The sequence below is a fragment of the Shewanella sp. SNU WT4 genome (assembly GCF_006494715.1).
Classification (GTDB): domain Bacteria; phylum Pseudomonadota; class Gammaproteobacteria; order Enterobacterales; family Shewanellaceae; genus Shewanella.
Genome location: NZ_CP041151.1, coordinates 3,669,262 through 3,683,192, shown reverse-complemented (window position 1 = coordinate 3,683,192; position 13,931 = coordinate 3,669,262). Strand labels below are relative to the sequence as shown.

General features: G+C 46.0%; 13 protein-coding genes. 5 read left to right on the top strand and 8 right to left on the bottom strand.

Annotation, left to right across the window (positions count from 1 at the left end):
- The first annotated feature begins 110 nt into the window (after positions 1-110).
- On the top strand, positions 111-1,286 hold the full coding sequence (locus tag FJQ87_RS16705; RefSeq protein ID WP_140933582.1) for a type III PLP-dependent enzyme: 1,176 nt from the start codon (positions 111-113) through the stop codon (positions 1,284-1,286).
- Between the two features lie 21 nt (positions 1,287-1,307).
- Here the strand turns inward: FJQ87_RS16705 and FJQ87_RS16700 are convergent, their stop codons facing one another.
- The 7 genes from FJQ87_RS16700 to codB form a co-directional block, all read right to left on the bottom strand.
- On the bottom strand, positions 1,308-1,907 hold the full coding sequence (locus tag FJQ87_RS16700) for a CBS domain-containing protein (RefSeq protein WP_140933581.1): 600 nt from the start codon (positions 1,905-1,907) through the stop codon (positions 1,308-1,310).
- 169 nt (positions 1,908-2,076) lie between these two features.
- Positions 2,077-2,550: a rhodanese-like domain-containing protein gene (locus tag FJQ87_RS16695; protein WP_140933580.1), complete on the bottom strand. Its 474-nt coding sequence runs from the start codon at positions 2,548-2,550 to the stop codon at positions 2,077-2,079.
- A gap of 348 nt (positions 2,551-2,898) precedes the next feature.
- Positions 2,899-3,147 carry a GlsB/YeaQ/YmgE family stress response membrane protein gene (locus tag FJQ87_RS16690; RefSeq protein WP_140933579.1) on the bottom strand — a complete coding sequence of 83 codons (249 nt, stop codon included), beginning with the start codon at positions 3,145-3,147 and terminating at the stop codon, positions 2,899-2,901.
- Positions 3,148-3,279: 132 nt separating this feature from the next.
- Positions 3,280-3,513: a hypothetical protein gene (locus FJQ87_RS16685; RefSeq protein ID WP_140933578.1), complete on the bottom strand. Its 234-nt coding sequence runs from the start codon at positions 3,511-3,513 to the stop codon at positions 3,280-3,282.
- Between the two features lie 95 nt (positions 3,514-3,608).
- Positions 3,609-4,841 (bottom strand): voltage-gated potassium channel protein, encoded by a 1,233-nt coding sequence (gene kch / locus FJQ87_RS16680; RefSeq protein WP_140933577.1) that lies wholly within the window; start codon positions 4,839-4,841, stop codon positions 3,609-3,611.
- A 112-nt stretch (positions 4,842-4,953) separates the two neighbouring features.
- Positions 4,954-6,234 (bottom strand): cytosine deaminase, encoded by a 1,281-nt coding sequence (locus tag FJQ87_RS16675; RefSeq protein ID WP_140933576.1) that lies wholly within the window; start codon positions 6,232-6,234, stop codon positions 4,954-4,956.
- Positions 6,235-6,249: 15 nt separating this feature from the next.
- A complete protein-coding gene (gene codB, locus FJQ87_RS16670; protein ID WP_140933575.1) occupies positions 6,250-7,503 on the bottom strand; it encodes a cytosine permease in 1,254 nt (417 codons plus the stop codon).
- A 323-nt stretch (positions 7,504-7,826) separates the two neighbouring features.
- Between codB and FJQ87_RS16665 the strand changes: the two genes are divergently transcribed.
- The 4 genes from FJQ87_RS16665 to dbpA all read left to right on the top strand — a co-directional run bounded on the left by FJQ87_RS16665 (position 7,827) and on the right by dbpA (position 11,974).
- Complete coding sequence (locus tag FJQ87_RS16665; RefSeq protein WP_140933574.1) at positions 7,827-8,498, top strand: nitroreductase family protein; 672 nt, start codon at positions 7,827-7,829, stop codon at positions 8,496-8,498.
- A 184-nt stretch (positions 8,499-8,682) separates the two neighbouring features.
- Positions 8,683-9,342, top strand: coding sequence for a CatB-related O-acetyltransferase (locus tag FJQ87_RS16660; RefSeq protein ID WP_140933573.1), 660 nt, complete (start codon positions 8,683-8,685; stop codon positions 9,340-9,342).
- Positions 9,343-9,370: 28 nt separating this feature from the next.
- Positions 9,371-10,420 (top strand): endonuclease/exonuclease/phosphatase family protein, encoded by a 1,050-nt coding sequence (locus FJQ87_RS16655; RefSeq protein WP_140933572.1) that lies wholly within the window; start codon positions 9,371-9,373, stop codon positions 10,418-10,420.
- A 147-nt stretch (positions 10,421-10,567) separates the two neighbouring features.
- A complete protein-coding gene (dbpA, locus tag FJQ87_RS16650) occupies positions 10,568-11,974 on the top strand; it encodes an ATP-dependent RNA helicase DbpA (RefSeq protein WP_240778760.1) in 1,407 nt (468 codons plus the stop codon).
- Positions 11,975-12,173: 199 nt separating this feature from the next.
- On the opposite strand, the gene FJQ87_RS16645 is transcribed toward dbpA, so the two are convergent.
- Positions 12,174-13,628 carry a DEAD/DEAH box helicase gene (locus FJQ87_RS16645; protein WP_140933570.1) on the bottom strand — a complete coding sequence of 485 codons (1,455 nt, stop codon included), beginning with the start codon at positions 13,626-13,628 and terminating at the stop codon, positions 12,174-12,176.
- Positions 13,629-13,931: the final 303 nt, after the last annotated feature.

Genomic DNA, 13,931 nt, shown 5'->3' with positions numbered 1-13,931 from the left:
AATTCAATAATAAATTAATTTTAATGAATAAGTAGTCGTTGATTGTTTCAGTGAAATATCGTCTACTGCGCGAACATTCACTATTACTAACCCTAGGAGATATCGTTTTTATGAGTCATTTTAAGACAATTGAGGTTGCTGATTACTATGAACAGTCAAGGTTTGAGCGTATAAAGCAGTTTGCCGCCAATAAGCCAACCCCATTTGTGGTGATAGATACAGCAATCGTTGCTGAACAATATGACGAAATGACTAAATATTTCCCTTTTGCTCATATTTATTATGCTGTAAAAGCCAATCCGGGAGCGCCAATTCTGCAATTGCTGCAGCAAAAACAAGCCAACTTTGATATTGCCTCTATTTATGAGCTTGACGCCGTTTTGGCCCATGGGGTTAGTTGCGATCGCGTTAGTTTTGGTAATACCATCAAGAAGCGTAAAGATGTTGAAGCTTTTTATGAGCGTGGCGTGCGCCTATTTGCATCTGATTCAGAAGCCGATATCCGCATGTTGGCAGAGGCTGCCCCGGGTAGTCGCGTCTATGTGCGAATTTTAACGGCCGATAATGATACGGCCGATTGGCCATTGTCACGTAAATTCGGTTGTCAGGCAGAAATGGCTTACGATCTATTGGTATTGGCACAATCTTTAGGGTTAACGCCTTACGGTATCTCTTTTCATGTGGGCTCACAGCAACGCGACATCGGCGCTTGGCAAATTGCGATTAACCAAGTGGCTAACTTATTTGCGCGCTTAAAAGCAGATGCAGGCATTGAGTTAGCCATGATTAATATGGGCGGCGGTTTTCCTGCGAATTACTTAGATAAGACTCAAGCGCTTGCTCGTTATGCTGATGAGATTATTAGTTATTTACATCAAGCCTTCCCCAATAAATTGCCTGAAATCATATTAGAGCCTGGGCGTTCGCTGATTTCTAATGCTGGCGTATTAGTGTCAGAAGTTGTGCTTATTTCTCATAAATCTAATGCTGCCAATGAGCGTTGGGTATTTGCCGATGTAGGTAAATTCTCAGGGTTAATTGAAACCTTAGATGAAGCGATTAAATTCCCGATTGTTACCGATAAACAAGGGCCATTAGGCGCTTGTGTAATCGCCGGGCCTACCTGCGATAGCGCTGATATTATGTATGAGCATTACCGTTATGGTTTGCCGCAAGATTTAGCCATAGGCGATCGTATGTATTGGTTAACGACAGGCGCTTATACCACGACTTATTCGGCCGTTTGCTTTAATGGCTTTCCCCCGCTTAAAGATTATTATCTCTAAGCAGGAGTAAGTATTGGCTGCTTATAAAGTCTGATGCGTTTGTTTTAGCTGCGCTAAGCGCTGACTTAAGTGCTTAAAGATGCTAAAGAATGAGGGTTTTTCTTCGGCTGTTGGCGGCGCAATATGTAAGCGCGCCGCTATATCGGCTGAATTGAGTAAGCCGCGAATTTGATGATTACTAGCATCCACCACTAAGCAATGATGAACGCCGCTCTGCTTAAGGGTGTTAAGTATGTCGCCCACGTTGGCCGCTAATACTTGCTCATAGTCTAAGGCGAGTAACTGCTCACGAGGTATCATCAAGTCTTCAACTGTGATCTCCCGCTTGGGCGTGAATTTGTTTTGATGAATGGTAATTGCCTGCGGTGATAGGGCATCTTGAGTAATAATACCGATTAATTCTTGATTGATATCTATCACCATTTTAATTTGGCAGTGTTCGTGCAGCATCATTTCAAGCGCTGACACCACTTGGGTATCGGCATCAATGATGCTCGGCGGACTGTGGTGGAAATCGACTAAAATCTCGCGCGCCGCTGAAGTTAGATTAATATCGTCAAAATGGTTGGGTTGGATGAGGTGATCAATTTCGCCAATGGGATGTGGATGTAGAGTTTTCATTGTTAAGTTCTCTGAATGTGTGGCTGATTAAGCAATGTGCCAGATTCATCAACAGTAATTTCTATCACTTAACATAGTCGTTAACTCGGCCGCTAGCCACTATTCATAAGCCACTATTGATATGCTAAACAGGGTATGCCAAGGATCATAAATAGTGGCAATCATGCTGTTAGCCTTGATTCGCTTCAACTGGTCCTAAATACGCACTTAAGCCTTTAAAGCCACCCTTTAGAATCTTCACATTATCAAAACCAGCGTGGCGCAGCGCGGTGCCAATAGCAGTAGCTCGCGCGCCTGATTTACAAATAATTACTACAGGTTTGTCGGTTGGCAGCTTAGCTAAGTTCTCTGGCAAGAATACAGTTTCAGCTGACATTGCAAGGCTTCCAGGCAAAGCCAAACCAAAGATATCCATTTCAGCTGGGGTTCTTATATCTACGGCAACCAGTTTATTACCAGCCTTAATGCTGTTTACAAATGCTTCAGGGCTCATTAATCCGAGATTTTTACCGGCAGCAGCGCCTTGTATTGGCGCAAAATGCTCATAATAGCTAGCGGCAAGTTCGGCATTATAGTTGGCGGCGTTGACGGCGCCAGTAAATAAAGCAGTTAAGGCTAATGCACTGATAATTCTAATTTTCATTATGGTTATTTCTCATGTGGCTTGATTGAATGCCACCATATTGGTCAGACAACAATTCCTTCGCAAGGATGCGGGCAGCAATTCTCCAAGCTTTTAGCAAAAAATATTTGTAAAAGCATAAGCTTGCTGTTTATCGTGAATATTTGGGATTTAATGCGGCGGGCTGACTATTTTTAGTCACTTTTTGGTATGTGAAAAGTTATAAAAACATATTGAGGGACAAGAAGGGGCAAAGACTTATGCACATCCCTGTGCAGGAATCATGGGCATGGTTATTATGGGCAGGATTATCATGGGCATAGTTATATAAGTGCGTGAGCTATTAGGCTAATGCAGTGAGTGTCACTGTTAGCTTTTCACTTTCTGGATGATATATAGCAGTAATACTGCGCCCACAGTAGCACTAATAATCGAGCCAATAATGCCGATGGACGCAAATCCCAGCATGCCAAATACTAAGCCTCCAAGAAGAGAACCCACAATTCCGACAGCAATATTACCAAGCAGGCCAAAGCCTTGGCCTTGCATGATTTTTCCTGCTAACCAACCGGCAATGGCGCCTATGACTAGCATGGCTAAGATTGTTGATACTGACATATTGTTTCCTCAATGATTATTTGGCGGTAATGAGTATAGGCCAGTGTATGAGGAAGTGATGGTGCGCTAAGTGTTGAACTCGGTATTAAATCTTGGTGAGTTCAACACCGCTTAAAAGGGGGAATGGGCGCTTTAGCCAAAGACTATGATGCCAAGGGGGATGAGTGCTGCGGCCACTAAGGTTGGCCAAAACCAGCGATTAGCACACCAAGTTAAGGCAATTAAGCCACTAAATACGCCAATGACAGGCCAAGGTGAATTAATGCCAAATTGCGCTAATACCTGACGACTGCCATCGATAGCGTAAATGCCAAAGCCAATAGCCACTATGGCAAGTATAATTAGACCGATTTTTTCTTTATTCATGGGTGTTTGTGAGGTGGTCAATCAATAATGCTGGCTATATTAGCGCGCCTGCGCGTTTGAGTCATGATCAAGCTGCCACCTCAAGCATAGAGGGCTTAGCTCTTAGAGGGCTCTGGCGTCACTTTTTTATCAAAAATGCCATGACCAGAATTTAATAGCATAGAAATCAAAACCTTATTATCGATTTCTTCACCATTGAGCATTCTTGCTAGCACTTCGCTGCCAAACAGTTGTGGCGATAAGATAATATCCGGCTGCACCATCTTTATCTTATTGATATTTTTACTATCGTTCACTATTACGACAGTTTTTACATCGGCAGATAAGTCTCTTGCCGATAATAAGATAAAGGCGTTGTCGGCATCGTTTTCAGCGAGGGCTAAAATGGCACGGCAGTTTTCAAGCCCAGCCTTTTTGAGTACCGCGCTGTCGCTACTATCCCCTGAAATAATATCGAATTTACCTTCAAGACTTTGTTCTATCATGGCAAATTCATCTTCGGGGCGCACAGTGATTATGGTGACATCCAGGCCGCGCTGATGCAGTTGGTTAATGGTATTCATGGCCATCATAGAGGTGCCACAGACAATAAAATGGTCTTCACGTTTCATTAGGGTCTTGTTTCCTTTAACCAGCTTATCAAGTCCACCGCGAATAAGCGGCCCAAAAATAGTCGTCACTGAGGTGGCAAATACAGTAATACCTGAAATGATGACCGAAATAGTAAAGAGTCTCGCAGCCTCGCTTACAGGTAAGATATCGCCATAACCAACGGTTGTCATAGTAACCATGGAAAAGTAAAAGGCCGTCATAATATTATCGATTTTAGGCGCAAAACCATCACCGAAATACAGGCTGCCATAAGTAGCGTAAGCCACTAAAATAACGAAGGTAATTAACGAGAATATGCCGCCTGCGGTGGCGCTGCTGCGGGTAAAATCTTTGCGCAGCAATAACAATAACCCTAAGGTAAAAATACACAGATTAATACTGTGCTGCTGATCGGGTATGAAATGGAAAGTAAACAGTAAGGTAGTGACTAGTAGCACTAAGCTCATGACCCAAGCGATACGTGCCCTAAAGACTAAGCCAATGGAATTTAAGACTAAAAACACACCCAGCATAAACCAAGGTGCATTAGTTAATGCCGTAATGCTGGCTTCGGAGAAGTTAGCGATATGCAGCAGTTCAATGATATTGCTTGAGGTGCCGTAGACGGTTTTAAAGATTAATAAACCATTGAGCAGAACCGCTAACGCCACTAAGTTGTGGCGTATGGCGATCCAGAAGTTTATGGCCTTTTTTATCAAATGCTTAAAGTGTTTCAATTGCCAGTCGCATCATAGTTTTTTTGCCAGTATAGGTTAAAAACTAAGTCGGCTTAAGTTTCCTGACAATATTTAATCTTGCCCTTGATTGTGAGGCCAAAGACATGAGTCATTAACGGCGAAAATCGATACGCTGCTCACCATCATGGTAAATATGACTCACTGCAGGTTGTGTGCTGGCAATTAGTTTGCCGCCTCTAATGGAGTAACGCACAGGCACTTGGCGGCGCAGGGCATCAAAATCACTATCAGCCGGTAGTATGATTAAGTTGCCTGGACGGCCAATTTCAATACCGTATTGCTCACCTAAAGCTAAGGCTTTGGCACTGTGGGTACTGATTAAATCCAAAGACTTATCTAATTGCTCATAGCCCATGATTTGACACACATGCAGCCCCATGTGCAGTACTTGCAGCATGTTGGCAGTGCCCAGTGGATACCAAGGGTCAAACACATCATCATGGCCTAAACACACATTGATATTGCTGGCCAGCATCTCTTTAACTCGGGTTACACCGCGGCGTTTTGGATAATCATCAAAGCGGCCTTGCAAGTGAATGTTAACTAGCGGGTTAGCCACAAAACTAATGCCCGCCATCTTAAGTAAACGGAACAAGCGTGAAGCATAGGCACCGTTATAAGAATGCATGGCGGTGGTGTGGCTAGCCGTGACCTTGTGGCCTATGTCATATTTGTGGGCCAGGGCTGCTAAGGTTTCGATAAAGCGCGATTGCTCATCATCAATTTCATCGCAGTGCACGTCGATTAAACGGTCATATTTTTGCGCTAATTCAAAAATATAGTGCAGAGATTCAATGCCGTATTCACGGGTGAATTCAAAGTGCGGAATCGCGCCAATTACATCGGCGCCCAGCTCTAAGGCTTCTTCCATCAAGGCCTTGCCATTTGGGTATGACAAGATACCTTCTTGCGGAAATGCGACGATTTGCAAGTCAACTACGTCTTTCATCTCAGCTTTAACTTCTAACATAGCGCGCAGCGCCGTCAAGCTTGGATCTGATACATCCACATGGGTACGCACATGTTGAATACCGTTAGCAATCTGCCATGACAAGGTTTGCTTAGCGCGCGCTTTAACATCTTCAATGGACAGTAATGCCTTGCGCTCAGCCCAGCGCTCAATGCCTTCAAATAAAGTGCCTGAAATATTCCAGTTAGGTTCACCAGCGGTTTGAGTGGTATCTAAGTGAATATGTGGTTCACAAAAAGGCGCCATGGCCATGCCGCCTTCACCATCAATCACAGTGGCATTGATCTCAAGCGGGGCGTCGGCTGGATAAATGGCGCTGAAGCGACCATTGTCAATGACAATTTTCTTAAGCCCAGTCTGACCGCGCACTGTGACATTGGTAATGAGCAAGGAGTTATTCATAACGTTTCCTGAAATTTAGGCTTGTTTGGCTTGAATCGGCAGTTGGCGAAAATGGCGGCTCAAGGTATCGAGTAATAAGTAACTGCCAGCACCAGCCAGCACGGCATTCAGTGGCACTATGCCAGGTAATAAATGGCCAGCGGCGACACCTATGGCAACCCCTATAATGGCGGACCAATTAACCATCACTTGTTGGTGTAACGTGTTGGCAATGTCGCTATAGCGCTTGCGGTTCTTAATAAAATCAGCAATCAAAATACCACCGATAGGCGGAATAGCTGCGGATAAAAAGGTTAACCAACCGACGAAATTATTATACAGCCACAAAGCGCAAAAGGTGCCGATTACGCCATTGACTATGGATAAGTATTTGCTTGAAAGACCAGTGATGTTGGCAAAACCTAGGCCAGAAGCGTAGAGAGCATTATCGTTAGTGGTCCAGATATTTAGCCCTAACACGATAATGGCGGGGATAAGTAGGCCTTGGGCTATCATCACTTCTGAAATATCCGCATGCCCAGTGGCGGCAGCGCCCGCGGCGCCAAAGATAAACATCAAGGTATTGCCCATAAAAAAGGCCACCATAGTGACCACAACCGCTGTTTTAGCATTACGTCCGAAACGGACAAAATCGGCCGTTAAGGTGCCAGCAGAAATAAATGACCCCACTACCATGGCGATGGCTAAGGTTAAGCTCATTGGCTCACTTGGGGCGAGTTCTTGTAACGCTGATATGCCGCCCATGCTGGCAATGGCTTCAATCACACTATAACCGCCGAGCATAGCGATGGCAGGCACAGCTATGGCCGATAAGATCATTAGGGCTTTAATGCCAAAGTAAACAGTGGCTGTCATTAAGGCGCCAGAGACTAAGATCAGCACTTGGGTATCTATGCCTGTGGCCTTGTGTACGGGAATGGCAAACATGGCGACGCCAACACCAAACCAACCGACTTGAGTGCCGCCAAGCAGCAATGAGGGTAACCACGAGCCTTTTTCGCCGAATGAGTAGCGCGCCAGTAAGTGCGTAGATAAGCCAGTCGATGCGCCGATATAGCCTAAACAAGAAGTGTAAATACCTAAGATTAAGTTGCCTATGATCACGGCTAGTAGAAAGTCATTGAGATTAAGACCTGTGCCTAAAGTGCCGCCGGTCCACATACTTGCTGAGAAAAACGTCAGTCCTAACATCACCATAGTTAAGGACAGTGTACTTTGCCGTGCGTGTTGCGGCACCTGACCCAAACTGAAATTATTATCACTGCTCATTTTCCCACCTCTTATTTTTTTGTTGTCACAAATTTTTAGGCAAATTTCGCGCATTTTATGGATTTAAACGCTGAGGTCAATGTAAAAAATGAATAAGTTGCTCGTAAAGTTCAATTAACTTTTTAACGCATTGTTTTTAATTGATTTTAAATAACATTCAGAATCACTTAAGTTCTATTTCTGTGTATTTGCGCTGCAAGGTTTTGCTGGAGATTTGCGTTCATGGTCGATGCTGACATAGATAAGTTCCATATTGATGTTGCCCGCGCCTTGGCTTAGTGTGGTGTTATCGCTATAAAAGTAACCTGTCACATGGAGTCGTAATGAGTGAGCACCAAGCGTTAGTCGATTTTATTGAGTACTCAGCAGCAGAGATGCTGATGCGCGCCGAGCAAAACTATCAAGACATTAAGCGGCGCCATTCCATTCGTAAATTTAGCTCGCGCCCGGTGGCTGCCGCCATTATCGAGCAATGCTTATTGGCAGCAGGCACGGCGCCTAATGGCGCTAATCATCAGCCGTGGCATTTTGTGGCGATTCAAAGCGCTGATGTGAAAGCCAAAATCCGCGCTGAAGCTGAAGCCATTGAGCGCGCCTTTTATGAGGGGCGCGGCGGCGAGGAATGGCTAACGGCGCTAAAACCTTTAGGCACCAATGCCAGTAAACCTTATTTAAGCGAAGCGCCGTGGTTAATTGCGGTATTTAGTCAAAAGCGCGGCGGCGCGCAGCAAGATGGCCACAGCCAAAACTACTATGTGCATGAATCTGTAGGCATAGCCACAGGCTTTTTGATTCAGGCGCTGCATCATGCTGGATTGGCAACCTTGACTCATACCCCTAAGCCTATGAGCTTTTTAACTGAGATTTGCGGCCGCGATGCCGACAATGAGCGGCCCTTTATCTTGATAGTGGCAGGCTATCCAGCCCCAGATGCGACTGTGCCAGAGCATGCACTCCAGAAAAAAAGCTTGGCGCAGTTAGCGACCTTTTTATAATGATGGGCTTTAGGTTGTGCTCGCTAAAGTCGTGATTCATTTAAGCCGTAACTCACTTAAGTCGTGATTTTTCTTTTGAGCAACACGCTTTGGCCGCGACTTATCTGGGGCATGTGGATTTAATGCCCCATAACACTCAGCATGAGCTAACCATTGCGCTATTTATTACCATCAAGGAAGTCCCATGACGCAAACATCTGCCAATGTTTTTGCTAGTTGGCTGAGCGGCCAAGCCTTAGCCGAGCATGTCACTCATCCTAATATTCAAGTAGGTGAATACAGTTATTATTCTGGCTATTATCATGGCAAATCTTTTGAAGACATTTGTGTGCGCTATTTACTTGGCGATAGCGTCACCCAAGATGTTTGGGAAGCGGGAATTTATGGGGAAGTTGATAAACTTATTATAGGTAAGTTCTGCTCCATTGCCTCTGGCGCCACCTTTATGCTGGCTGGTAACCAAGGCCATCGTCTCGATTGGATATCGACTTTTCCTTTTGATGCTAAGCAATTTGGTGAGCAAGTCAAAAGCGGCTTTGAGCGCTCAGGTGATACTGTCATTGGTAATGATGTGTGGATTGGCACTGAAGCTATGATCATGCCGGGCGTGCATATTGGCGATGGCGCTGTCATCGGTGCCCGTGCTGTTATTACTAAAGATGTGCCGCCTTATGCCATAGTGGTTGGGCAAAATCGACTATTACGCTATCGCTTTAGTGAATCACAAATAACAGCCTTATTAGCGCTTAAATGGTGGGATTGGCCATTAGCAAAGTTGCAAGCGCAGATGCCGCTAGTTTGCAGTGGCGATATAGATGCCTTTATTGCCTCCGCCAAGTGCTAAGTGAAATAATCAAAGGACATATTGGCTAATGACTGCTGTTGATGCGCTCTCTGCGCCCATTAGAATTGCGACCCTTAATTTATTTAATTTTATTGCGCCGCCCTTGGCTTATTACGAGCAATTTAATATCTATTCTGAGCCGCAGTGGCAGCAAAAGTGCCACTGGATAAGCCGTTATTTGGCTGAGCATCAGCCCGATATCATAGGCTTTCAAGAAGTGTTTAGTGTTGTTGAGTTGCAGCAATTACTGCTGCAAGCGGGTTACCCCTATTTTGCTGTAATCGATAATCCAGAGCTAATCGATGCCTATATCTATCAGCAACCAGTTACAGCGCTTGCTAGTCGTTATCCCATAGTAAATTCTGATGCCCTTAAGGTAGCGCCGCAAGCACGCGCGCAACTTTGGCTGAGCGCTGATTTTAGCTTTAGTCGCAAGCCCTTATGGGCACAAGTTAATATCCCAGGGCTTGGCTTGTGCGATTGCTACGTGGTGCATTTTAAATCAAAGCGATCGCAATTTAATGAGTGTGAAAACGGCAATATCAATGCAGATTTTGGTGATGCCGCTGCCAGTATTCAGCGCTTAGCGGAAGCTAGCTTAGTGCGCAGCGCCTTGCGTAGCCGTTATCGTGAATGCGGCTTACCTATGATATTGATGGGGGATTTTAATGATGCGCTCACCAGTGACTTATTGCAGGGGTTAGTCAGCCCCAATAGGGTAACTAAAGCCAATGCGCCGCACGCTCAAACCCAAGCGCAATCAACAGCGCAAACGTCATCACAGCCGCAAGCGCAATCTCAGGGCGCGGCCTTACAACTCTTTGATAGCTTTCATCTGTTTGAACAAGAAACCGGCCAAACGTTAGCGGCGATCCCAACCCACTATTATGGCGGCCATGGCCAAGTGCTTGATTATATATTGTTAAGCCAAGATTTTGCGCCTAGCTATTGCTGGCAACTGGCTTGTGTTGAGGGCTATGAAGTGTTTGACTGCCACCTATTGCGCCCAGATTATGCCTTAGATAGTCACAGCACAGATCATGGGGTCGTGATGGTGACAGTGCAATTGCGGCAATAAGCTCGTAGCGCCTTCGAGGAATTTATCGGGATAAGCCAGTTAGTCATGGCTGATAGGGTGCCAATTTGCTATGATTGCGACCGTGTGCGGCGCCTTGTCGGCGCCGTTTTTATGTTTATAACTCGCCTTCGGGCTAGAGGTTTACCCTTGACCGCTCCAGTTTCTGATACCTGTTTATTTGCTACTTTGCCACTGCGCACTGAGTTGCTGACTAACCTGACGACCTTGGGTTACACCCAAATGACGCCAATCCAAGCCGCCTCTTTACCTTTGACATTGAATGGTAAAGATCTGATTGCTAAAGCCAAAACTGGTAGTGGTAAAACGGCTGCCTTTGGTTTGTGCTTACTCAATAAATTGGATGTGCAGCGTTTTCGCATTCAAACTCTGGTGTTATGCCCAACGCGCGAATTAGCCGATCAAGTAGCGCAGGAAATCAGAAACCTCGCGCGCGGTATTCACAACATTAAAGTGCTGACCTTATGTGGTGGCATGGCTGTTGGCCCACAAATTGGTTCATTAGAACATGGCGCCCACATTATTGTTGGCACCCCAGGTCGCGTATTAGATCATTTAGATCGCGGCCGTTTAGATTTAAGCCATCTGACCACTCTGGTATTAGATGAAGCCGATCGCATGTTAGAAATGGGCTTTGAAAAGCCGCTGCAAGCGATTGTGGATAGCACGCCGCATTATCGTCAAACCATGCTGTTTAGCGCGACCTATCCTGAAAAGATTAAGGCCATGTCAGCGCGTTTCATGACTAAGCCTGAAATGGTCGAAGTGGCCGGTGGCCATGACAATTTAGCCATTGCCCAGCATTTTTATCAGTTAGATCGCAGCGAGCGTTTAGACGCCTTGCGCTTATTGTTACTGGCCGATCAACCAGAATCTGCCGTGGTATTTTGTAATACCAAAAGTGAGTGTGAGCAAGTGGCCACTAGCTTGCAAAACTGGGGTTTTAGCGCCTTATCACTTAATGGTGATTTAGATCAGCGCGATCGTGACCGCACCTTAGTGCAGTTTGCTAACAAGAGCATCAACGTGCTGGTAGCTACCGACGTAGCCGCCCGTGGTTTAGATATCGATAATCTTGATGCGGTATTTAACTTTGAGTTAGCCCATGAGCCTGAATTGCACATTCACCGCATTGGTCGTACTGGCCGTGCTGGCGCCCAAGGTAAAGCCTTTAGCTTTTGCCGCAGCAATGATGACTACAAGATTGCCTTGCTGGAAGAAGCTTTAGATATCAGCATTCAATATGATCATTTGCCAAGTGATAGCGTGTTAAGCCGTATGCCGGCTGAGCCACAAATGATTACTGTGCTGATTGATGGCGGTAAGAAAGATAAGTTACGCCCAGGTGATGTGCTTGGCGCATTAACCGCCGACAAGCAGTTAACCGGTGATGATATTGGTAAAATTATGATTACTGATATCCGCAGCTTTGTGGCTATCAAGCGTCCTTCAGCCCGTATTGCGTTAGCGATTCTGGCCAAAGGTAAGCTTAAGGGTAAAAACTTCCGCGCGACCTTAATGCAAAATCGCGACTAGTATTGGCTTTGCTAGCGTTAACTTGATTAACGCTAGCGCTTGGCTTCTAGTGCAAGCTTCTAGACATTAGTCACTAGCGCCTGAATTAATCCAGCTCATAAAAAAACGCCGATAACTGAGTTATCGGCGTTTTTTTATGGGCGTTCATCGGGGGGTTACTGATTTAAGCAGTAATCCCCCATGACAGCCTTAAGGCTATTTAGGCAGAGTGCGAGCGACGCTGGCCTTGAAAGTTACCTTTGTTGGCTTTAGGCGCAGGCTTAGCATCAGAGCGGCTGCCTTCAGCTTGACGCTGCGGCTTGCTGTTAGCGTATGGGTTTTCACCTTCGCTTTTAGCTCGTGCTGGGCGCGGCGCTTGGCTCTTGCTAGCCGCACTGGTGCGGCTATTGCCATTACCGGCATTAGCATTGCTTGAGCGACGCTGACCTTCAGCATTAGCTCTTGGTTTAGCTGGGCCGCGGCCTTGGCTTTGCTTAGGCTTGGTTGAAGTGCTAGTGGCGCCTGGGCCAGTTGGTACTTCTTGAGTCGGCTCATAACCTTCAAACACCTTACGGGTTAAGGTTTGACGAATTAGCTTCTCAATGTCGCGCAGCATTTTAGTTTCTTCGCTGCTCACCAAAGATACGGCATGACCAGTGGCGCCTGCGCGGCCAGTACGGCCAATACGGTGCACATAGTCTTCAGCCACTTGTGGTAAGTCAAAGTTAACTACTTGCGGTAATTGCTCGATATCTAAACCGCGGGCGGCGATATCGGTTGCCACTAAGGCTTTTACTTTACCGGCTTTAAAGTCAGCTAAGGCTTGAGTACGAGCATTCTGGCTCTTGTTGCCATGAATGGCCGCGGCAGAAATACCGTGGTCATCTAAATAACGTGCCAGACGATTAGCGCCATGCTTAGTGCGCGAGAACACTAATACTTGGGTCCAGTCATACACAGCAAACAGTTCAGTTAATAAGGCAGCTTTGCGGCTCTTATCAACGGTAGTGATCCACTGCGTCACAGTCGTTGCTGTGCTGTTTCTTGGGGTCACAGAAATTTCAACCGGATCGTTCACTAAGCCTTTAGCCAGTTCACGAATGTCATCGCTAAAGGTGGCCGAGAACATTAAGTTCTGACGCTTAGGCGGCAACATTTTTAAGATGCGGCGAATATCGTGAATAAAGCCCATGTCCAGCATGCGGTCGGCTTCATCTAATACCAGAATTTCGAGTTTATCGAATTTCACAGCGCCTTGCTGTTGCAAGTCCAGTAAACGGCCTGGGGTGGCAACCAGTACATCAACGCCACGACGCAATTCAGCGATTTGTGGATTGATAGACACGCCGCCGAATACGACTGTGCTTTTTAACGGTAAATACGCGCTGTATTGCTTAACGTTTTCGCTAATCTGTGCTGCTAACTCACGAGTTGGAGTCAGCACTAAGGCACGGATACTCACGCCGCGAGTTCGCTCGCCACTGCTTAATAACTGTAACATTGGCAGGGTAAAACCTGCAGTCTTGCCTGTCCCCGTTTGCGCAGCCGCCATAATATCACGGCCAGTTAATACGGCTGGGATGGCTTGTGCTTGGATTGGGGAAGGAGTTTGGTAACCTTGTTCAGCTACCGCTTTTAAAATCGGGGCCGACAGACCCAGGGAGGCAAAGCTCATGCATTAATCTCTTGTTGCGTAGTGCTAATAAGCCCCTACGCCAAATACGGCGGCAGCATTAAATTAGCAATGCGGCCTGAAGGTCGGGCAGCTTACCCGATCTTGGGCTTAATGGCTATCAATTAAACAGTCTTGGCCTTAGCTGTGGCCATAAACAGCGGTACTTCCAAGCTTAATGGCTGCATTTACTGTGTTTTTTTGATCTACATCAATTTATGTGAGTCGGCTAACAAAAGTCAGCGTGATGGTTTATCTCTGGCCTGTGGCCTGCGATACTGGCGGCAATACATAAGTAGTTAAAGT